15 protein-coding genes and 5 tRNA genes are annotated in these 22,106 nt (G+C 33.6%); 16 read left to right on the top strand and 4 right to left on the bottom strand.

What is annotated here, in order from left to right:
- Positions 1–766 precede the first annotated feature (766 nt).
- The 9 genes from minC (at position 767) to ERCILAFE3058_RS01650 (ending at position 5,277) form a co-directional block, all read left to right on the top strand.
- Positions 767–1,462 (top strand): septum site-determining protein MinC, encoded by a 696-nt coding sequence (gene minC, locus ERCILAFE3058_RS01690; protein ID WP_157989746.1) that lies wholly within the window; start codon positions 767–769, stop codon positions 1,460–1,462.
- A 48-nt stretch (positions 1,463–1,510) separates the two neighbouring features.
- Positions 1,511–2,323: a septum site-determining protein MinD gene (minD, locus tag ERCILAFE3058_RS01685; RefSeq protein ID WP_157989745.1), complete on the top strand. Its 813-nt coding sequence runs from the start codon at positions 1,511–1,513 to the stop codon at positions 2,321–2,323.
- Positions 2,324–2,326: 3 nt separating this feature from the next.
- Complete coding sequence (minE, locus tag ERCILAFE3058_RS01680; RefSeq protein WP_157989744.1) at positions 2,327–2,599, top strand: cell division topological specificity factor MinE; 273 nt, start codon at positions 2,327–2,329, stop codon at positions 2,597–2,599.
- A 197-nt stretch (positions 2,600–2,796) separates the two neighbouring features.
- Positions 2,797–2,870 (top strand) — tRNA-Arg (locus tag ERCILAFE3058_RS01675).
- A gap of 64 nt (positions 2,871–2,934) precedes the next feature.
- Positions 2,935–3,010, top strand: a tRNA-His gene (locus ERCILAFE3058_RS01670).
- A 26-nt stretch (positions 3,011–3,036) separates the two neighbouring features.
- Positions 3,037–3,123, top strand: a tRNA-Leu gene (locus ERCILAFE3058_RS01665).
- A gap of 38 nt (positions 3,124–3,161) precedes the next feature.
- Positions 3,162–3,238, top strand: a tRNA-Pro gene (locus ERCILAFE3058_RS01660).
- Positions 3,239–3,406: 168 nt separating this feature from the next.
- The gene (gene mtnN / locus ERCILAFE3058_RS01655) at positions 3,407–4,099 is read left to right on the top strand and encodes a 5'-methylthioadenosine/S-adenosylhomocysteine nucleosidase (RefSeq protein WP_157989743.1); all 693 of its coding nucleotides are present in this window, start codon (positions 3,407–3,409) and stop codon (positions 4,097–4,099) included.
- Between the two features lie 395 nt (positions 4,100–4,494).
- Positions 4,495–5,277 carry a TatD family hydrolase gene (locus tag ERCILAFE3058_RS01650; RefSeq protein ID WP_157989742.1) on the top strand — a complete coding sequence of 261 codons (783 nt, stop codon included), beginning with the start codon at positions 4,495–4,497 and terminating at the stop codon, positions 5,275–5,277.
- A gap of 514 nt (positions 5,278–5,791) precedes the next feature.
- On the opposite strand, the gene ERCILAFE3058_RS01645 is transcribed toward ERCILAFE3058_RS01650, so the two are convergent.
- Positions 5,792–5,868, bottom strand: a tRNA-Val gene (locus ERCILAFE3058_RS01645).
- 803 nt (positions 5,869–6,671) lie between these two features.
- Here ERCILAFE3058_RS01645 and ERCILAFE3058_RS01640 point away from each other — a divergent pair.
- The 4 genes from ERCILAFE3058_RS01640 (at position 6,672) to mreD (ending at position 9,913) form a co-directional block, all read left to right on the top strand.
- Positions 6,672–6,908: a hypothetical protein gene (locus tag ERCILAFE3058_RS01640; RefSeq protein ID WP_157989741.1), complete on the top strand. Its 237-nt coding sequence runs from the start codon at positions 6,672–6,674 to the stop codon at positions 6,906–6,908.
- 93 nt (positions 6,909–7,001) lie between these two features.
- Positions 7,002–8,045, top strand: coding sequence for a rod shape-determining protein MreB (mreB, locus tag ERCILAFE3058_RS01635; RefSeq protein WP_157989740.1), 1,044 nt, complete (start codon positions 7,002–7,004; stop codon positions 8,043–8,045).
- Positions 8,046–8,399: 354 nt separating this feature from the next.
- On the top strand, positions 8,400–9,245 hold the full coding sequence (mreC, locus tag ERCILAFE3058_RS01630; protein ID WP_157989739.1) for a rod shape-determining protein MreC: 846 nt from the start codon (positions 8,400–8,402) through the stop codon (positions 9,243–9,245).
- Positions 9,246–9,424: 179 nt separating this feature from the next.
- Positions 9,425–9,913, top strand: a complete 489-nt coding sequence (gene mreD / locus ERCILAFE3058_RS01625; RefSeq protein WP_157989738.1) for a rod shape-determining protein MreD — start codon at positions 9,425–9,427, stop codon at positions 9,911–9,913.
- A 1,069-nt stretch (positions 9,914–10,982) separates the two neighbouring features.
- Here the strand turns inward: mreD and ERCILAFE3058_RS01620 are convergent.
- Positions 10,983–11,834 (bottom strand): biotin--[acetyl-CoA-carboxylase] ligase, encoded by an 852-nt coding sequence (locus tag ERCILAFE3058_RS01620; protein ID WP_157989737.1) that lies wholly within the window; start codon positions 11,832–11,834, stop codon positions 10,983–10,985.
- The gene (gene murB, locus ERCILAFE3058_RS01615; RefSeq protein WP_157989736.1) at positions 11,831–12,871 is read right to left on the bottom strand and encodes a UDP-N-acetylmuramate dehydrogenase; all 1,041 of its coding nucleotides are present in this window, start codon (positions 12,869–12,871) and stop codon (positions 11,831–11,833) included. The genes ERCILAFE3058_RS01620 and murB overlap by 4 nt, the downstream gene beginning before the upstream one ends.
- A gap of 1,189 nt (positions 12,872–14,060) precedes the next feature.
- On the opposite strand from murB, the gene tkt reads away from it, so the two are divergent.
- The 3 genes from tkt (at position 14,061) to fbaA (ending at position 19,438) form a co-directional block, all read left to right on the top strand.
- Positions 14,061–16,115 (top strand): transketolase, encoded by a 2,055-nt coding sequence (tkt, locus tag ERCILAFE3058_RS01610; RefSeq protein ID WP_157989735.1) that lies wholly within the window; start codon positions 14,061–14,063, stop codon positions 16,113–16,115.
- A 1,000-nt stretch (positions 16,116–17,115) separates the two neighbouring features.
- Positions 17,116–18,285 carry a phosphoglycerate kinase gene (locus ERCILAFE3058_RS01605; RefSeq protein ID WP_157989734.1) on the top strand — a complete coding sequence of 390 codons (1,170 nt, stop codon included), beginning with the start codon at positions 17,116–17,118 and terminating at the stop codon, positions 18,283–18,285.
- Between the two features lie 73 nt (positions 18,286–18,358).
- On the top strand, positions 18,359–19,438 hold the full coding sequence (fbaA, locus tag ERCILAFE3058_RS01600; protein WP_157989733.1) for a class II fructose-bisphosphate aldolase: 1,080 nt from the start codon (positions 18,359–18,361) through the stop codon (positions 19,436–19,438).
- Positions 19,439–21,022: 1,584 nt separating this feature from the next.
- Here the strand turns inward: fbaA and dapF are convergent.
- The gene (gene dapF / locus ERCILAFE3058_RS01595) at positions 21,023–21,847 is read right to left on the bottom strand and encodes a diaminopimelate epimerase (protein ID WP_157989732.1); all 825 of its coding nucleotides are present in this window, start codon (positions 21,845–21,847) and stop codon (positions 21,023–21,025) included.
- Between the last annotated feature and the right edge of the window lie 259 nt (positions 21,848–22,106).

Genomic DNA, 22,106 nt, shown 5'->3' with positions numbered 1-22,106 from the left:
CAATATCAAAGAGTGCCATCAGAACATTAGCATCTTTCATGCGAGTGTGTTGAATTGACTATAAAGATAATGTAAAAATTACATATCATAACAGTATGTTATATAGCAAGGTAACGTGTCTAATATTTCTTTGCTGAGATACATAATATACTATATATGCTATAGGCTAAAATTGTAATATAGGCAGCACTCAGAGTAGTAAGATACTTATATTAAAATAGTAGATCAGAACTCTTTCTTAAGTTTGGAGTCACCGTTAGATCAAGCGCGTCAAAAATACTTAGGAGTACATCAAAGGCTGTATTATGCCATTGATAGGATCAAATCATGGATCTGCAATACGGCGATATATCATCACTTGTATGCAGATAGAATATTACTAAATGATATTATAATCCTAACTTATATGATATTTGCTATTTTATACTACTATAAAAATATACTGTGTGTTATATACTTCTCATCATACTATGTAAATAGCGATGACATTTTATCTGAAAAGAATACTTTTTAGATTAATTTATACACATAGAAATTTCTTCATGTTATACGAAAAGCTTGATGTTATTATTTAAGCGTGCATTCTTAACTCAGAATTACCGTGCTCAAAGATATAAAACTTTTTGGCTTATAGTATAATAACTAATCAGGTAAGAGTGGATATCATCAAATGCGAAAGGTTATTCTTATTGACGCTCTCGTAATACCATGAACTTTCATTTATTAAGCTAATATTGTATATTACAAGATCATAGTAGGACTGCTAATGACACAATTACCAATTGTTTTAAAAGGTAGTAGTTTTACACTTCCAGTGCTATATTTATATGATGCTGATCCCATAGTTATACGAAAAGCACTTGAGGAAAAATTTAGTCATGCTCCTGCTTTTTTCCATCATGCAGCTGTGATAGTCAATGTAGAAGTCTTAACGAGCGAAGTTGATTGGTATCAAATGCAAGAGGCTATTATATCTACAGGTGTTTTTATTGTTGGTATTAGCGGCTGTAAGGATGAACAGTTAAAAACTATGATTATACGTTCTGGTTTGCCTGTACTAAATACAGGTCCGTTGACAACCTCTAGTAAAAATAATTTGATCCCAGTGGTAGTATCATCTCAGATTTCACAGCATAAAACTCGCATGATTTTTTCTCCCGTTCGTTCTGGTCAGCAAATATATGCTAAAAATACTGATTTAGTTGTTATTAATAGCGTTAGCGAAGGGGCCGAGTTAGTTGCGGATGGTAATATCCATATATATGGAATGATGCGTGGCCGCGCTCTTGCTGGGGCTAATGGAGATTATACTTGTCAGATTTTTTGTACTAGTTTATTAGCGGAATTAGTATCCATTGCTGGTCATTACTGGATGATGGATCAAATACCCGCTCATTTTTCTAACAAATCTGCTCGCATCTATCTTAAAGATGATATATTAACTATTCAAAAATTAAACTAAGATCTGATCAGTGATCATTTCTGGTAAGGTCGTAAGGAAAGATGATCTATGTCACGTGTGATTGTTGTTACATCGGGTAAGGGAGGTGTAGGTAAAACCACATCTAGTGCTGCTATTGCAACAGGTTTAGCGCAACAGAATAAAAAAACTGTGGTTATTGATTTTGATATTGGTTTGCGTAATATGGATGTCATCATGGGTTGCGAGCGTCGTGTGGTTTATGATTTTGTAAATGTAATACGTGACGATGTCCCCTTAAATCAAGCTTTAATAAAAGATAAACGCACTAAGGATCTTTTTATTCTGCCTGCATCACAAACTCGTGATAAAGATGTACTGACTCGCTCAGGCGTCGCAAGAGTATTAGATGATCTACAGAAAATGAAGTTTGAATTCATTATTTGCGATTCGCCAGCTGGGATTGAAACTGGTGCCTTAATGGCACTATATTTTGCTGATGAAGCTATTATCACTACTAATCCAGAAGTATCTTCGGTTCGTGATGCTGACAGAATATTAGGTATTCTTGCTTCTAAATCCCACAGAGCAGAGAACGGTGAGGAACCTATTAAAGAACATTTACTCCTCACGCGCTATAACCCAAGTCGCGTTAATCGTGGGGACATGCTGAGTATAGAAGATGTTTTAGATATCCTACAGATTCCACTCACTGGAGTTATTCCAGAAGATCCATCAGTACTACGTGCCTCTAATCAAGGAAAACCAGTGATATTGGATGCTCAATCCAATGCCGGTCAAGCTTATCTTGATACTGTTGATCGTCTTCTTGGTAAAACACGTCCATTTCGCTTCATCAAAGAAGGGAAAAAGAGTTTTCTGAAGCGCTTGTTTAGGGGGTAAACTATGGCCTTGCTTGATTGCTTTATATCCCGAAAAAAAAGGACAGCTAATATAGCAAAAGAGCGTCTACATATCATTGTAGCAGAACGTAGGAAAGGAGACTCTGAACCTCACTACTTACCTCAATTAAAAATTGATTTATTACAAGTGATTGGTAAATATTTTCAGATGCAACCACAGATGTTAAATGTCACTCTTGACCAAAAACATAAGGATATCTCTATTCTTGAGCTCAATATTACGTTCCCGGAAAAAGAAACAGAAAAAGATGTGTGATTGCTTGCTGTATAAGAAATCTTATTACTCTATAAAATTATATTTTAAAGAAACATAATCATTATGTTCTTTTGCAAGAAGAAAGAGTGCTATCTCTTATGGTGCACTACTCTTTAATATATAAAATTACTTTTTTAATAAAAAGCACTAGACAGATTGAGATCCTATCCGTAGGATAGCATATAGTCTGATATTGTGCACCCGTGGCTTAATTGGATAGAGCGTTGCCCTCCGGAGGCAAAGATTACAGGTTCGATTCCTGTCGGGCGCATCATTTGGGTTATGCTTGATATATACACTAATATTGAATATTATCTTTTTCATGTACTAGTATGGTGGCTATAGCTCAGTTGGTAGAGCTCTGGATTGTGATTCCAGCGGTCATGGGTTCGAGCCCCATTAGCCACCCCAAATTATCTATAATTTTACTTTATGATGCGAAGGTGGCGAAATTGGTAGACGCGCTAGCTTCAGGTGTTAGTGTCTAAATAGACGTGAGGGTTCAAATCCCTCTCTTCGCACCAAACTGCTATTTTATTATGTATTTAGTATTAATCGAACTCGGCGAGTAGCGCAGCTTGGTAGCGCAACTGGTTTGGGACCAGTGGGTCGGAGGTTCAAATCCTCTCTCGCCGACCAATGCAGTGGTCTTCTGTAAAAACTTTTGATATCACACAATAACTGCTAATAATACACACGTGCGTCATAATTCACATAACTAATATATATTAAGCAATGATAAGAAGATGATTTGTCTTCACTAAATAATATTTTTATAGTCACAAAACGCAGGAAAATAATATTAATATGAAAGTTGGTATTATTGGTGCCATGGAAGAGGAAGTACAAATTCTTCGTAATAAGATTATAAAAAGAAAAGAGATATCTCTTGCCGGGCGAGCGATAGATACTGGAGAGTTACATGGCGTAGAAATATTTCTTCTGAAATCAGGGATAGGGAAAGTCTCTGCAGCTTTATGGACCACTCTGCTATTATATATCTATACACCAAATATAATTATAAATACTGGTGCGGCTGGTGGGCTTATCTCTAAGCTAAAAATAGGAGATGTTATAATTTCAGACGAAGTGCGTTATTATGATGCCAATCTCACAGCACATGGTTATCAATTAGGGCAGATACCAGGTCATCCTGTAAGTTTTAAAGCGGATAATACTTTAATTAAAGTAGCAGAGTTATGCGTTAACAAACTTAACATGTTTTCAGTACGTGGTTTAGTGATTAGTGGTGATACGTTTATTAACAGCACAAAAAAATTACAGAATATTGTGAATAGTTTTTCTACAGCAATTGCTGTGGATATGGAATCCGCTTCTATTGCTCACGTTTGTCATCAGTTTTCTACGCCATTTATTATTGTGCGTTCTATTTCTGATGCAGCTAATGTAAGCGCACAAGAGAGTTTTGATAATTTTCTGAAAACAGCCGCACAGCGGTCTTCATTAGTTGTTGAAAACATGTTAGCCCATTTATATTAATCAAGTATGGTATGTCACCACTGATTATATATCAAAATGGTTCAATACATTCCTTGTACATTGTATGTCTGCATCAGCATGGTATAATATAAAATCATTGATGATAATTAAAAGACACTCGATCTCTTTTTATTTCCTATACTTAAAATACACCTTAATCCTTATAATAATTTAATATTACATTAGCAAACAATGGTATTGATTTAGATTTATATTTCATATGGTGAAGATAAATGAAAAGTACTGCATGTAAGATCAACATCTTCTTATTACGCCTATCATTTTTATAGTTGCTAGTCTAAAATTGACTATTGCACAAGCATGTTTTCTGATCAATTTCTGATCAATATCCTCATTTCGTTATTTGAGTACTAGCATCGGGAAAAAGTGTATTTATGTTTGATGTGGGAGTTAATTTAACTAGTAAAAAATTTTTAAAAGATCGCGAAAAAGTAGTTCAGCGGGCACGTGCTGTTGGTGTTACTGGTATGGTTATTATTAGCTGCACTTTATCAGATAGCCGTCAAGCAATCATGCTGGCAAAAGAAGGTGAAAATTATTTCTGGTGTACAGTTGGCGTGCATCCTAACTATGCGAATACATGGTCACAAAAAGTTGGGGTCGATATGCGTCCATTAATATACGAACCTTGTGTGGTAGCTATTGGTGAATGTGGGCTCGATTTCCATCGTTCTTTTGCTACAAAGAAAAAACAGATTGACGCTTTTCAAGCTCAGATTGAATTGGCGGTAGAGCTTTCTGTGCCACTTTTTCTTCACTGTCGTAATGCACATAAATGTCTTATGTCTATCCTCAAACCATGGTTACCCCATCTTCCATCGGTGTTTTTGCATTGTTTTACTGGTACTCAAGTAGAACTTGAAGTTTATATAGAACATGGTATCTTTATTGGTGTTACCGGTTGGATATGTGATGTATATAGAGGTAGAGATTTGCGTCAACTCATATCATTAATACCATCTGATCTTTTATTGATAGAGACAGATGCACCTTGGTTGTTGCCTATGGGTATGGATTTAGCACCACCATCAAAACGAAATGAACCATGCTTTTTACCACATATTATACAAACGGTCGCTATATTACGTGGAGATGACATGATAGAACTATCAAAAAAAATAACATTAAATGCCCATAAATTATTTCATTTAATCTGATGGATATCACTACTCATGCTAGTCTATATTGTGTATATAGCGTATATGTTAGGGGAACTTTCTATAATGTGAATATAGTATAAAATCTACAAAATTATATGCAATCTACAACTATGAAAAAAGAAAAAAGAAACTATTTTATGACAGAGTTTTATGCTTTCTGTCATTATTGAATACTGAAAGATATAATATCAATTATATAATATAGCTTTATGCGAGTGTACTCTGTACAAGACATAATACTCTCATAATTCTTGTATAATATATACAGATATACTATATTGCAAATCCATAATACTCCATATATCTTGCGGTATGAGTATCATTAGTATTAAAGTAATAGTTATCAGATGTAACCTCATAGCTGATAGCCATTATGATTAGATATTTATTATCTATGGCAGTGATCATCCGATATGTATTTTATTCTATGTACATAGAATATTCTTCGACTATTTCATTTATGATATTACAAAGTTACAAGTACAAGTGCGATATCTCTCTATCATAACCTTGGTACGTCCGAGCGGATTTGAACCACTGACCCCCACCATGTCGAGGTGGTGCTCTAACCAACTGAGCTACGGACGCTTAGCAAATCTTGGTGGATTACTATCTACACGAATATTTAAACATTACCTTTTTATTTGTCCTATAAGGTTTTCTGATAGTAATGGTGTTATTATCGTGTTCTGTATTGTTTTATATCTACAAGCATGTCTTTACTATCTCAGTAACATAATTATGTCATAGTGTGTTCACTATATGCAATGTTATTGTGTATGCTTTTACGGCACTATGATTAGTAGATAAGAATTAGACATCACAAGCTTATGTTATTGATTATCAAACTGAACATATGTAGTATAAATTTTCATCACAGATCGCGTGAAATCGCAAAAGTTTCAACAGACTACATAAATAATATTATACATTGAATCTCTGAGTTTTTAGGATTTTTCTTTTCATATGAATTGTATTATTCAATATAAAATATAAATAGTATATTGAATTGGATTAGACTTCTTATAAAGTATTAAGATACACGGGTACATTCTGCAGAAAAAATATCCCATGATGAATGAATACTATGCAATTTTTCATGTAAAAACACATTCCATAATGCGATGTATATACCCAGTAGTCTTATGATTGTCAATATAGTGAAATTTTGATTCTTCACATTCTAAAGGTATAGCTAATATCAAGTACATGAGATAATCTATACATAATTATTTTCAAAAGATCTTGTACATAAGTCAGTCCATTTGGTATTAATCGTCATTAAGATACGATAAGAGGAGCGATTCAATTATGTAGTCAGTTTGATTCTCAAAGAGGTCAGTATATTGCATTCAGTATACTGCTTGTTATTCAATATATTTAACATAGTAATGGCATGTCTATATTTAATAGTAACAACTATTACGGTGGATCTTACTTCTACCTCTTTTTTTAAAAACCCGTCTCATATGCATCAGAATAAGGGTGAACATAACCATTTACACTTACCATTAGATAACATCGCTAGAAATGCTATTTTACAGCATTGTAATAACTTAAAAATCATTCTAGAGATTTTTGAATCAACCGGTACCTATGTTATGCTATGGCTGCACAAAAAACTATAATCTATTATAGACCCTAATGTGATTCAAAAATCTCTCTTGGTATAAATACTACAGGCAAATATCGCCTCTAGTTTGAAGGATAATCCTTATCGTATGTTTAAAAAATTTCGCGGCATGTTTTCTAATGATTTGTCCATCGACTTGGGTACCGCCAATACCCTGATATACGTCAAAGGACAAGGTATCGTACTGAATGAACCTTCAGTGGTTGCGATTCGTCAAAATCGTGTCGGTTCTCCCAAGAGTGTAGCAGCAGTAGGCCATGATGCCAAGCAGATGTTGGGACGCACTCCTAGTAATATCGCTGCTATTCGCCCAATGAAAGATGGCGTGATTGCTGATTTTTTTGTCACTGAAAAAATGTTACAGCATTTTATTAAACAAGTACATAGTAACAGCTTTATGCGTCCTAGCCCTCGTGTTCTTGTCTGCGTCCCGGTAGGAGCTACACAGGTAGAACGCCGTGCTATTCGTGAATCCGCACAAGGTGCAGGTGCGCGCGAAGTATTCCTAATTGAGGAACCTATGTCTTCTGCTATTGGTGCAGGACTACCAGTTTCTGAGGCTACTGGTTCTATGGTCATCGACATTGGAGGAGGCACTACTGAAGTAGCTGTTATCTCACTTAATGGTGTAGTGTACTCCTCTTCCGTGCGTATTGGTGGTGATCGATTCGATGAAGCTATTATTAATTATGTTAGACGCAACTATGGTTCTTTAATTGGCGAAGCTACTGCTGAGCGCATTAAACATTGCATTGGCTCTGCCTACCCAGAGGATGAAGTACGTGAAATAGAAGTACGAGGACGTAATTTAGCTGAAGGAGTACCACGTGGTTTTACCTTAAATTCTCCAGAAATTTTAGAAGCTATCCAAGAACCACTAACTGGTATTGTGAGTGCAGTTATGGTGGCTTTAGAGCAATGTCCACCAGAACTGGCATCAGATATCTCTGAACGAGGCATAGTCCTTACTGGAGGAGGAGCTCTTTTACGTAATTTAGATCATTTGTTAATAGCAGAAACGGGAATACCGGTCATTATTGCTGAAGATCCACTTACTTGTGTAGCACGCGGTGGCGGTAAAGCCTTAGAAATGATTGATCTGCATGGTGGTGATTTATTCAGTGAAGAGTAATACGTATAGTCCTAATAAATACCATTTTCAGTAGGATAATTAGTTTATATGGATGTCGGAATGGGTAGGTATATCGTAATAACCCGCCATCTTGCATTAGTGATTTTGTAATAGTGATATTATAACGCATAATATACCTAAATGCTCTTTTAACTATAAACATTTATATCATCTTCTTATATTAATTGGCCTTTAATGTGCGGTACATATACTTTTTCTTCTATACCTTTATGACTAACTAATACGTTATCCACTATATGTATAATCTTATGCGATAGTCAAAAAGCTAGGAGTGATTATATGTAATTATTTTCATATATTAAAGATAACCATTCCAGAGGAGATGCTGAATTTATGCAGTCAATATTTAATAAACGGTCGTCTCTACGCTTACAATTATTATGCTCTATTATTCTGGCAATCACGATCATTGTCACTGATCATAGTTCTAAGTCTTTTTCAACCATCCGCGCTTATATGGATACTGCCGTTAGTCCATTATATTTTCTCTCTAACAGTCCTTGTAAGCTTCTTGACCAGATATCTATAATGTTCTCTTCTCGTGAGAAACTTAGTTTAGAAATAAAAGAATTACACGATCAACTTCTTTTAAAGCATAGTGATCTATTAATACTTGATCATATCAAAAAAGAAAATTCCTTCCTTAGGGCATTACTGAGTTCGCCGATTCGGCAATATGATCATAAAATTCTTACTCAAGTAATATCCGCTCCTTCTGATCCCTACAGTAATCAAGTAATAATTGATAAAGGTAGCATGAATAACGTGTACGAAGGACAACCCGTTGTTAGTGCAAAAGGCGTGATTGGTCAAGTAATAGTAGTTGGTAAAACAACTAGTCGTGTACTTTTACTTTGTGATTTATCTCACGCATTACCTGTACAGGTAATGCGTAATGGTATACGAGCAATTGCCTCTGGTAATGGTTGTAGTGAAGAGCTACAGTTGCAATATATCCCAGACCATACTGATATTCAAGATGGTGATATTTTAGTTACTTCTGGTTTAGATGGTAGATTTTCGGAGGGTTACCCTGTGGCAATTGTCTCTTCTATTCACGAAGACATAACAAGTTCTAATGTGGTGATTCGAGCACACCCAATAGCTAATTTACAATATTTACGATATCTTATTTTGCTTGAAAAAGAGAAGCATGATGTTCGATCTCCAGAAAAATAAAGACGGTTTATTTTATGTGATGTATCATCCATCATTACAAGTCATCTGATGTGAAAACAAATCTATAATCACTAACATACGCACTTATAGCGTTATGCACCATATTTAAATACTCTTTCTTGAGACAAAGAAGTTAAATATTATTATTATTCTAATAATTAGTATAATAGGAGAAAATTGTGTATGGCTACTATAGTCACCGGTACTCAATCATTTGGCTATCTTTCGTATTTGCTATAATAATACAAATTATTCCTTTTCCTGAAAAACTATTATTATTCCGTCCATCGTGGTTATTTCTAGTAATGATTTACTGGATATTAACATTTCCATCTCGGATTAATATTTTTACTGGGTTTAGCATTGGTTTAATAACGGATATGATCTGTGGATCTACATTGGGAATACATGCTTTATCTTTTAGTATAATAGCATACTTAGTAGCGAATCAATGCTATTTTTTTAGAAATTGTGTGTTATGGCAACAAGCCATATTAGTGATTGGTTTATCATGCGTCATGGACGTCATGGTTTTTTGGTCAGAATATTGTTTAATGCGTGTAGTATTTTACCCAGAGCATCTCTGGAGTAGCGTTATCAACGGCATTCTTTGGCCATGGTTGTGCTCCTTTATGAAAAAGATATGTCATAAATGTTCCATAAGATAAATATTCATACCGCATCATATTTTTCTGTGTTTAATACTAGATTGTATTAGGGGTACACTTACTGTGACTACAATTTGTCCAATATAAATTACTACAGAAGTTAGTTGATGTCCATTCCCGGGACATATTCTTATATATTACAAAGGGTGTTTAGTGAGCGTGTATCATAGACTATATAATATACACTTATTGCTGATGAGAAAAGTTCTTTGATGTTCTTTCTCGGAAAAGCTAGGTGTACGTTATATATCATTGATGTTATACGGTTATTAATACTGTTGTATATGATATTATCACCACTCTCTTACGGTAAGCATTTTTATGAAAACAATGATCAATTGATATGTTTGTTAGCAACGTATATATAATATTTATGTGTTTATATATTTTATAGATACTATCTAGTTTTTTAAAAAATTAAACCTGTATTCTTTGTGATATTCACCATAATTATATGAATAAACTACATAATATTTATTGCATACTGTACTACGATGACAGTTGTCTGCAAGAGATATTGCACTCTAAATTTGGCAATCCTTAAATAAATTCTGAACATAATAACTGGCTATATTACGGAAGGTAAGTAATTCTTATGGGTAATATGAGTATTTTAGAAAGTAGAGGTGTGTGTATATCGTAATTTACAGAACAATATCTTATGATATGCTCCCATTAGGTCATCCTTGTGGATTATATTTTGTAATAAAAAACATCGTATCCCGATATTACGACAGATATATTATAATAATAAGTCATCCACAACGTATACTTTTAATCACTAAGTGATCTTACTAAAAGTGAGTATTGTCTCTATGATCTATTGTTAAGAGAGTGATGTGATTGTCTATAAATGCAATCTAAATATGAACAGAGAGTCATTTTAAAGAAATAAAAATATCTTATGCGTTGTTATCCATTAATATATGCGTATAAATTCTATTTTTAAGGCCATTCTCTGATAGTAGATAAATGTTGAACTAGACTGCCTTTACTCCTATTAACTCCCTCCTATTAACTACTCTTACGAATTTTGATTACTAAAAACTCTTAATATTTTGTCAATCTTTTAAGTATGTACTATTTTAAAACATGGGTTGAACTTTTTTTTTAATGGTCTAAGATATTGTAGTAATGTGATGGACTCGTTTTGTTCGAATTGCATTAACGCCTTTCGCATCGATGTGATGATCAGCGCTAATAGATCATTTCTATCTAAAGTAACCCCAGTTTCCTGAAGGTCTATCCAATTTTTTTGAATTAAAGTGTTGCTTGATAATCCCTTCATGGACAAATTAACACCTGCACCAATAATAATCTCCGATTGATTTCTATTATTTCCCTTTTTTTCTACTAAAATACCTGCTAATTTACGATCGCGTAAATAGATATCATTCGGCCATTTCACCTTAATATCTGATACACCTTGTTCTTGAAGAATATTTGCAATAATATGGCTTATAAAAACACCTAAATACATTGTCGCTTCTTGAAGATCTTTTTCCAAAAACCAGTACATTGATAAGTATAAATTAGACCCAAACGGTGAAAACCATTGACTGCCATGTTTCCCGCGTCCTGCCTGTTGATATTCTGCTGTACAAACATCACCTGATTTTAGAATGGCTATGCTATCTAAAAGATATTGATTAGTAGAACCCACGGCAGGAAGAACTATAACACGCCCTCCCGGTAACTCTGCATTCATTTTGCCTTCATTTAAAAAATGTATAGAAGACTCTAATCGATATCCATAATTTTTGACATTAATAACTCTAATCTGCCAACCTTTTAATGTTCGTATATGCTTTTCAAGCTCTAACCGGCCTATCTGCATCTGCTGAGTCAAATGGGATTGTGAACACACCTTCTCATCTGATAACAGCTGAATCAGTTTCATTGGTATAGTATAATCTATCATACAATAACCTCTACAGGATCTATCTCACCCTGAGAAGAAATAAAACATACTTCCGGCTCTAACCAAACATTAAATTCTTCAGCTACACGTCTACGTACGAAACGTGCTAAATTTATAATATCTTGCCCACTAGCGCCTCCAGTATTAATAAGCACTAAAGCTTGCTTGTCGTATACAGCCGCCCCCCCAACCCTATATCCCTTTAGTGCACAATGATCAATTAAACCTCCAGCAGATAACATGATTTCACCATTATTTTTCAAAAAATAAGGTATAGTAGGGTGTTGTGTTAAAAAATCATTAGCAAAGGACATTGTAACTGATGGATTTTTAAAAAAGCTACCAGCATTACCTATATGTTTTGGGTCTGGTATTTTACTGCGACGCATCGCACATACAGTTTGATATACCTCTCTGGGAGTCACTGTTTTAGGATCTAGATGTCGCAACTGACTATAACTTAATACAGGTTGCCAATTCTTTTTTAGTCGTAGGCCTACAGCAGTAATCACATAACCATTTTTATAGGTATTCTTAAAGACGCTCTTACGATATCCGAAACAGCATTCATGAACATACAGACGTTTCTGCGAGTAATCAGTAAGAAACATAATATCTACATACTCACATACTGTCGCAAAATCTACACCATATGCACCAATATTTTGAATAGGAGCTGAACCTACTCGACCTGGAATGAGCGCTAAATTCTCTAGACCCGCTAAACCATGGATTAACGTTTTTCTTACTAATTGATGCCAACTTTCGCCAGCTCCTATGTGTAGTAACCATGCATCCGCTACTTCAGTCACACTGATGCCTTTGATACGGTTAATAAATACGTGTCCATGAAAATCATGCAGAAAAAGAACATTACTTCCTTCGCCTAAAAGAAGAGTAGGTTCATTCTTTTTAACGCTCTGCTTCCATCTACAAGATAGAATAGTATCTATACTATCTGCTATAGTAATATTATTAGCATAAGCGTTAATACCAAAAGTATTCCAAATTTTTAATGAATATTGCCGACAAGACATAAAAACCTTTCTGACCTTAAATCAATACATATATTATTGTTAATAAATGCTATAAATACATCTGATTATTTCTTAGAAATTATATTGTCTGTCTTTATATATAACATATAGCATATCCAACACGAAGTAAGCGTCACAAACAGAACAAACATATCAGTCATATTATTATGAATTTTTGATAAGACAAGCTTATTATTCTTAATACGCATGAAGCAATGACTACGCTATTATAATAAAAATTATTTAATGTCTCCTTTATAGGAGAAAAAAGATATACACCATAATACACTGTCTTTAATACTAAAATATAAATATTTTACGTAAAGTATAGTGTGTATTGTACATCTTTGTACAAGTTCATAAGAACATTAATCATTTTATAATTATTTCTTAAATATTTTGATATTAAAAACATTGGAATAAAATAAAATATTAAATTTATCATTAGTATTTCGAGCGTGCCTCCCTCTAATAAAAATTATCTGATGTATTTTTTATGTGATACCCTTAAATATTGACTTTGTATATTTATATTTCAAATCATTAAAAATGATATTCTAGTAGTTTTGAGTATGATTAAAGGATCATGTACAAATTAAGATTCGTAAGAGAGAGTATAGAATTTCAAGTCTATTCCTCAATATCTAAGATCCATTATAAAATAAAATTATCAATACATCCCATGAAATATTGAATGGTATTTTTATCAAATCGTGCTAAATACATCTAAAATATAATTTTATAAAAATAAATTATAATTTATATATGAGTATAACTATTATTATAAATAGAATGCATAGATATTTTATATTTTATTTATGTTTATTAGATTCTATAGTATTTATAAAATAATAATTTTTAACGATATTAATGAGGATAAGTCAGTTTTAAAAACTTAGAATGTAAGAATTAACACTTTCAACTGATCACTTATATTGTGCCTCATCTCTATATTTTATATATAATTCACTGAATACATATCAGTAGGATGTATAAAAAACTGATACTGTTAACTTCTTGTACATCAGTGTTTAATCAATGTACAGCTAAGGGCAATCATGGTAAAATTATATGCACTACTCGATTGCACCTTAATCCGCAACTGATGTTTTCATTTTTCAGGTATACACAATGCTTATTCTTATGTACAGTACTCTTTATCATTCGATAAACATGAGTTGGATTTCTGATGCACAAAAATAATTTTATTATAGCGAATACGACAGGTAAATTGAAGTTAAAAAAACATTCCCGTAGAGAAATGGCAAATGCCATTCGTGTATTGAGTATGGATGCAGTACAAAAAGCTCAATCTGGTCATCCAGGCACACCTATGGGTATGGCTGATATTGCAGAAGTATTATGGCGTGATTTTTTAAACCATAACCCCTCTAATCCACTCTGGATAAACCGTGATCGTTTTGTGTTATCTAACGGTCATGCTTCGATGTTACTCTATAGCGTACTCCATCTGACAGGATATGACCTTTCAATTAATGATCTCACAAAATTTCGCCAGCTGAATTCTAAAACTCCCGGTCATCCCGAGTATGGTCATACTACCGGCATAGAAACTACCACGGGGCCTCTAGGTCAAGGTATCGCAAATGCAGTTGGTATGGCTATCGCAGAACGTACGCTAATGGCACAGTTTAATCGCCCGAGTTATAAAATCATAGATCATTTCACTTATGTATTTATGGGTGATGGTTGTATGATGGAAGGCGTGTCTCATGAAGCCTGCTCTTTAGCAGGTACGCTACAACTAGGTAAGTTAATTGCTTTCTATGACAACAATGGTATTTCCATTGACGGCAAGATTACAGGTTGGTTTACTGATGATACAGCACGACGTTTTGAGTCTTATGGCTGGCATGTAGTATGTAATGTTGATGGTCATGATGCGCATAGCATTCATCTAGCAATCCAAGAGGCCAAAACAATAGACCAAAAACCTTCCCTTCTTATCTGTCACACTGTCATTGGTTTTGGATCCCCAAATAAAAGTGATACTCACTATGCTCATGGTTCCCCTCTAGGAGAACAAGAAGTGGCCCTAACTCGAATAAAATTAGGTTGGCCTTATCCAGCATTTGAAATTCCACAAGAGCTTTATGCGCACTGGGATGCAAAAGAAATAGGTCAGGAAAAAGAAAATACATGGAATGCACTATTCATGGCTTATAAAAAATCTTTTCCGAAACTGGCGCAAGAACTTATAAGACGAGTCACTCAACAATTACCATACAACTGGGATCTAACATCAAAAAACTTTATTACATATTTACAGGATAATCCATTAAATATCGCTAGTCGTCAAGCATCTCAAAATATTATTGAATTTTTTGGAGAAATGTTGCCAGAATACCTCGGTGGTTCCGCTGATTTAACACCAAGCAATTTAACGACCTGGTCTGGATCAAAAGCTATTAATAAAGATATAGCAGGTAACTACATTCATTTTGGTGTGCGCGAATTTGGAATGACCGCTATCGCTAATGGCATTTCTCTACACGGTGGTTTTCTACCCTATACTGCTACATTTTTAATCTTTTCTGAATATGCACGTAATGCCGTACGTATGGCAGCTTTAATGAAAATCCGTCACATTATGATATATACTCATGATTCTATTGGAGTAGGCGAAGATGGACCTACACACCAACCCATTGAGCAGTTAGCCAGCTTACGTCTAACACCAAATATTAGTACCTGGCGTCCTTGCGACCAGGTAGAATGTGCCATTGCATGGAAATATGCTATAGAAAATTATAATGGCCCCACAGCTTTAATTCTTTCACGTCAAGTATTACCTCAACAATCTCGTACAAAATCGCAGTTAGAAAATATTGCTCGTGGTGCATATATTCTTCACGATTGCATCGGCATACCACAAGCTATTTTAATATCTACTGGGTCTGAAATACAAATAGCAGTAGCTGCCTTTCAATTTCTGACGCAAGAAGGTTATAAAATACGCGTAGTTTCTATGCCATCCACGGATGTTTTTGACAAGCAGGATGTAGATTACCGTGAATGTGTGCTACCAAGTATCATAAGCCATCGAATAGCCATTGAAGCTAGTATATCAGATTATTGGTTAAAATATACCGGCCTAAAAGGCGCTGTAATTGCTATGACTCAATTTGGAGCATCAGGACCAGCGGCACAGTTATTTAAAAAATTTAATTTTACATTAGAGTACGTCATCGAACAAACAAAAAAATTACTTCGATATGATTAACATCATACGAATCTTAACTATAATATTGTGAGAGATTTAATCTTTATATGTACCGACATCCATTTCTTCATCTATATCTTTAATAAAACGATACCATACATGGTATGATATTGTTATATAAAAATCCCCTATGGAAAATTATACAATAATCATATTTAAAATAATAGCATACTCTCTATTTGCTCATAGATTCTTCCATGGAAATCAATAATATAGATTTTTAATCACTACATGTCTTTTTCTTAACCCGCTGATCCCGTATGGGTAATTGTAACATTAAACTCATGAGTGTCATAACAGCATCAGAACTGATTTTATAATGAGTGATAAAAATAGTCATCCTTTATAGATACTAAAATGTAGATATGGATCTATGATGCGCTGTGTATCCATGACATATTAAATTCTATTTCTTGTTACATCTTAAGTTTTATAATAAATACACATATGCCCTCTATTATATATACGAAACAGTGATATTAGAACAAGCAGTGCATCAACGATTAATTCTAAAATTACCAATTTTTAAAATATTACATGCATAAATGGATACTTATGCAGGTAAGTGATCTTCAATATAGAAAAATCATCCATTAATCTAATATAGATAATAGTAATAATTTTCGTTATTCATGTATATCAGTAATGTTATTTATCAAGCTTATTATACAAATGACTTTATTTATATGATATTTATAAGTATAAAAATTTAAAAATTACCCTTGCGATACATAGGTGAATCTATTTATGAAAATATGAAAAATATAATATAATATTGAAAGTGATAGTGCACGTTATATCTCATGCTATACAAATTGTTATAAGGTGATAGATAATATTCTATAAACGATTATAAAATATTGACACAATATTTGTTCACAAATACGTGAATAGTGTTAATAATTAAGAGTGATTACATCAATTCTATCAGAAAATAAGAATTTTTTATTTCCCATTGGTGAATATCTATGATATGTGATTAGCATATAAGAGGTGTATAATGTCTATTATAAACATGCAAGATATAGAGATTTCAGATAAACGCGTGTTGATTCGTTCTGACTTAAACGTACCTATTAAATTAGGAAAAGTGACGTCTGATGCACGAATTTGTGCAGCTCTTCCAACAATTAAAGCAGCATTAGAGAAAGACGCCAGAGTAATAGTGGCCTCTCATCTTGGTCGCCCAATTGAAGGCGAATACAATAAAGATTTCTCTTTATTGCCAGTCGTAAACTATTTAAAAGAACAACTCGGTAAGAACCATGTCACTATGCATGCAGAATATCTTAACGGCATCCATCCAATCACTAGACAACTTACTGTTCTAGAAAATGTTCGTTTTAATACAGGAGAAAAACAAAATAATAGACATCTTTCTCGGCAATATGCTGCATTATGTGATATATTTGTGATGGATGCTTTTGGAACGGCACATCGAGTGCAATCCTCTACATGCGGCGTTAGTCAGTATGCAATGACGGCTTGCGCGGGTCCCCTGTTATTAAATGAAATAACAGCCTTAGAAACAGCCTTAAAAAATCCCTCTCGCCCAATGGTGGCGATAGTCGGTGGCTCTAAGATATCTACGAAGTTTCATGTGCTCCACTCATTAGCAAATATTGCAGATACTGTTATTGTTGGGGGGGGCATTGCCAATACTTTTATTGCCATTAATCATAAAGTAGGCAAATCTCTTTACGAACCAGATTACGTTCATTTAGCAAAAAAATTATGTGATAAATTCTCCATATCCATACCTATAGATGCTCGTGTCGGAAAAGAGTTTGCAGAAAAAACTTCATCTACTGTAAAAACAATATCTGAAATCCAGGATAACGAAGTCATTCTAGATGTTGGAGATCAGACGTCTGTGATCAACGCTCAACTATTAAACAGTGCTAAAACTATTTTATGGAACGGCCCCATGGGTGTATTTGAATGGCCGAATTGTCGGGAAGGTACTAAGGTACTCGCAAAAACTATTGCGAATAGCCCTGCATTTTCTATTGCAGGTGGAGGTGATACACTGGCGGTAATTGATTTATATGGAATTAAAGATCAAATCTCCTACATCTCAACTGGTGGCGGGGCCTTTCTTGCCTTCGTATCTGATAAAGATTTACCCGCGCTATCCGTATTAAAAAATCGTACACAATGTTTATATTAGTAGATAGGGTATATATTGGATCTCCAAGGTATAACTAAAATCCATATACCAGTAAAACATTCGGAGAAGTAAAATGTCTAAAATTTTAGATTACATACAACCAGGTGTTATTACCGGAAAAGATGTACAAACCATTTTTAACATCGCAATACAGAATAAATTTGCATTACCCGCTGTTAACTGCATAGGCACATCTTCTATTAATGCTGTACTAGAGACTGCCGCTAAAGTGCGGGCACCAGTTATTATTCAGTTTTCTTATCATGGCGCACGCTTTATTGCTGGGCATGGTTTGTTATCAAATAACAGTCATGCTGCAACTATATGGGGCAGCATCTCTGGCGCAAACCATATACACCTTATGGCCAAACACTATGGTGTTCCTGTTATATTACACACAGATCACTGTGCAAAAAATATCCTTCCATGGATAAATGGATTACTAGAGGTAGGTGAGGAGAATTTTTCTAATACTGGAAAACCCCTATTCTCGTCTCATATGATTGATTTATCTGCAGAAACTTTAGAAGAGAATATTCAAATCTCTAGTCAATATTTAAAGCGTATGTCAAAAATTGATATGACTTTAGAAATTGAACTGGGATGTACTGGTGGCGAAGAGGATGGTATTAAGCATGATAGTATCGATGAGTCTGCCTTATACACTCGCCCAGAAGATGTTGAGTATGCTTATACCCAACTAAGAAAAATTAGTAAAAATTTTACTATTGCAGCTTCATTTGGTAATACACACGGTGTATACAAACCTGGTAATGTAAAATTAAAACCAATGATATTGCTTCATTCTCAGGAATTAGTGCAGAAAAAATATAACTTACAACATAATCCAATACATTTTGTGTTTCATGGTGGTTCCGGTTCTTCTCTTTCTGACATCAGGGCATCAGTCGAATTTGGGGTAGTAAAAATGAATATCGATACTGATACTCAATGGGCTTGCTGGTCTGGTATTTTAAACTACTATAAAAATTATGCAGAATACTTACAAGAACAGCTTGGTAATCCTTCCGGAAATCATCAGCCAAATAAAAAATTTTACGATCCCCGTACTTGGTTACGTGCATCTCAGTCTGCAATGATCACTCGTTTAGAGCAGGCGTTTGAAGAGTTACATGCTATAAATGTTTTATGATAAAATGAATGATGCTATGTCTGTATATAGTAGTTTATATTATCTTCTATAGAAGATAGAAAGATATATGATCTTATGGAATGAATATCATTATATTTTTTGTTTTGATGCAGAAAAATCTGGATGTATGTATGATCCAATCACTGGTTAGTAAAAATTATAATTGTTAGAGATAAAATATTATTTTTAAATTAACATTTTATTTTACTCATATATTCTTACATATTACATAGATTAGCCATCTTCTTAGGTTGAATAAAACTAAATATTTGCAATTCAAAAACTTTTTTAATATCACTAACATCTCTGTATACAATACAGAGTAATTTACAATACTGGCATCGCATATACTGACTGACATCTATGTACGTATCCTACTCACTTTATATAACATTCATTATTGATGTATATACTATGTAGGGAACATATGTAAAAAGATACTGTCTCTTTTTATTTAAAAATCATTAACTACATATTATTATTTTAAATTTTTTGATAGAAGATATCCAAATTTTAAAAAGAAAATATCACTAAAATTTATCAACAAAATAATACTTTTTGATAAAAAAGAGTTAACAACCATATTTTATATAAATTCATGTTTATATTTTATAATAAAATATCGATATATTGTTATTTCTATAAATTACCATAATAAATAAACATTTTCTATCATTTATTTTTCTATTACAAGTGACAAAATACTCGATATGTATTTTGCAATAGCATGGTGTAAAACATAGGGATGGTATTTAACTCATAGATCATTGGTAATAATGCATCAGACACATGGCACATATATTGATCTGTGCCAAAATATATAAACATATTTTCAGAGCTTTATAAATATAATTTTACAAATATGTTGATGTTCAATATAATATGTTCTATTTTACTTAAAATCTAATATATAGACTAATATATATTCATATAAACATTCTATTGTCTAGTCAATTTAAAAAAATTAACTATCATTATCTCTTAATGTCATTATTACCTCCGATATATATTCTATATAGCTACGAGAACTGCTATTTATCAGAAAAGTGTTTCTTCTCTTTGAGGTATCTATACTAGCTAACGTGTATCATCTTTTGTTTAAAAGGATGAAATTTCATCCATTTTTAAATTAAAAAAAAGGATTATACTAATTTTAATACTTAATTTACCATGTCATAACTTATCGCACATTACCACATCTTATAACTGAAGGTACAGGTAGAAAATATTACTTTTGAACCGGCGGATACCTAGTATATATAGTGGATACTATATATTTCTGTAAATCATCAATCTCATTTTTAGTTACAAAATAACTATATGACTCTTGATCATAAGGAATAATATTTTGTAATATAGTACGTGATTTTTATGTAGCTATACACTGAGACTGTCTAGTCATTAAATGATAATCATCATATGTTAGTCTACGATGAACATCGAGTATCAATCCAGAGGAGTAGTCTGTTGGATTAGGATTTTTTACTACTGTGTCATGTTATTTTATATGCTATATTGAATTCCGCATAGAATATCACTAGAAACATAGTGATCACATTATTTTACATAGCTAGCGTGCTTCCTTTAAATATAGATAGACCCTCTATAAATATGAGTAGCTGGTCCTGTCATATACATAGGATGCCCCTCTCCTTGCCAGGAAATATCCAATGAACCTCCAGATAAATCCACTTGTACTCGATCTGCGAGAATTTGCTTCTGAATACCAATAGCAACTGCTGCACACGCACCACTACCGCATGCTAAAGTTTCACCCACGCCCCGTTCAAAGACACGTAAACGAATATGTTTGCAATGCAGTACTTCCATAAAACCAACATTCACTCCTTCAGGGAAGCGTTCATGTTTTTCTATTGCCGATCCAATTTTTTTAACTTCCGCTCTACTAACATCAGAAACTTGTAATACACAATGTGGATTGCCTATTGAAACGATACCGCAAATGATGGTATGTCCGGTAACACCCATCACGTACAAAGTATCCTGGATGATAGTTTGAAATCGTACCCTGTCTGGTATAAAAAGAGGTTTTCCCATATTTACGCATACCATGTTCTCTGATATAATATGTAAAACAATATAACCCGTTTGTGTGCTCACATAAATATCATTTTTATTTGTCAGGTTATTGAGGCGAACAAAGCGCGCCAAACAACGAGCCCCATTACCGCATTGTGTCACTTCTCTGCCATCAGCATTAAAGATGCGATAATGAAAATCAAGATCAGGATCATAGGGTGGTTCTACAAGTAACAATTGATCGAAACCCACGCCACGATGACGATCAGCTAACTGGCGAATTAAAGTTAGAGAGAGAGAGACATCTTGAGTGATACCATCTATGATCATAAAATCATTACCAAGACCGTGCATTTTTGAAAAGTGCATGTTTTCTCCAGAAAACGCGTAACGATAAAGATATTATATAAATTATACTATACACTTTTATATGCTACAGTTCCTTTCAGAGCATGAAAATATCAATGAAAAAGATGTCTGTGCGGTGTATGCGAAAGTAAATTGCTTTTATGTTGAGAAAAATATAAAGGACCTTTTAAACCGCATCCAATATCACTAGTTATAAGCATGATACATACTAATGTAAGAATAATTTTAATTATTATCGTATGTACTATGTCTCGTCCAT

Origin of the sequence: Candidatus Erwinia haradaeae (assembly GCF_900698955.1) — a bacterium.
Lineage (GTDB): Bacteria > Pseudomonadota > Gammaproteobacteria > Enterobacterales > Enterobacteriaceae > Erwinia_E > Erwinia_E haradaeae_G.
This window is presented reverse-complemented; position numbering and strand designations above follow the sequence as displayed.

Coding starts and splice junctions, on each gene's coding strand:
- minC (WP_157989746.1), top strand. CDS start 767: ATGACACAATTACCAATTGTTTTAAAAGGTAGTAGTTTTACACTTCCA.
- minD (WP_157989745.1), top strand. CDS start 1,511: ATGTCACGTGTGATTGTTGTTACATCGGGTAAGGGAGGTGTAGGTAAA.
- minE (WP_157989744.1), top strand. CDS start 2,327: ATGGCCTTGCTTGATTGCTTTATATCCCGAAAAAAAAGGACAGCTAAT.
- mtnN (WP_157989743.1), top strand. CDS start 3,407: ATGAAAGTTGGTATTATTGGTGCCATGGAAGAGGAAGTACAAATTCTT.
- ERCILAFE3058_RS01650 (WP_157989742.1), top strand. CDS start 4,495: ATGTTTGATGTGGGAGTTAATTTAACTAGTAAAAAATTTTTAAAAGAT.
- ERCILAFE3058_RS01640 (WP_157989741.1), top strand. CDS start 6,672: ATGGCATGTCTATATTTAATAGTAACAACTATTACGGTGGATCTTACT.
- mreB (WP_157989740.1), top strand. CDS start 7,002: ATGTTTAAAAAATTTCGCGGCATGTTTTCTAATGATTTGTCCATCGAC.
- mreC (WP_157989739.1), top strand. CDS start 8,400: ATGCAGTCAATATTTAATAAACGGTCGTCTCTACGCTTACAATTATTA.
- ERCILAFE3058_RS01620 (WP_157989737.1), bottom strand. CDS start 11,834: ATGATAGATTATACTATACCAATGAAACTGATTCAGCTGTTATCAGAT.
- murB (WP_157989736.1), bottom strand. CDS start 12,871: ATGTCTTGTCGGCAATATTCATTAAAAATTTGGAATACTTTTGGTATT.
- tkt (WP_157989735.1), top strand. CDS start 14,061: ATGCACAAAAATAATTTTATTATAGCGAATACGACAGGTAAATTGAAG.
- ERCILAFE3058_RS01605 (WP_157989734.1), top strand. CDS start 17,116: ATGTCTATTATAAACATGCAAGATATAGAGATTTCAGATAAACGCGTG.
- fbaA (WP_157989733.1), top strand. CDS start 18,359: ATGTCTAAAATTTTAGATTACATACAACCAGGTGTTATTACCGGAAAA.
- dapF (WP_157989732.1), bottom strand. CDS start 21,847: ATGCACTTTTCAAAAATGCACGGTCTTGGTAATGATTTTATGATCATA.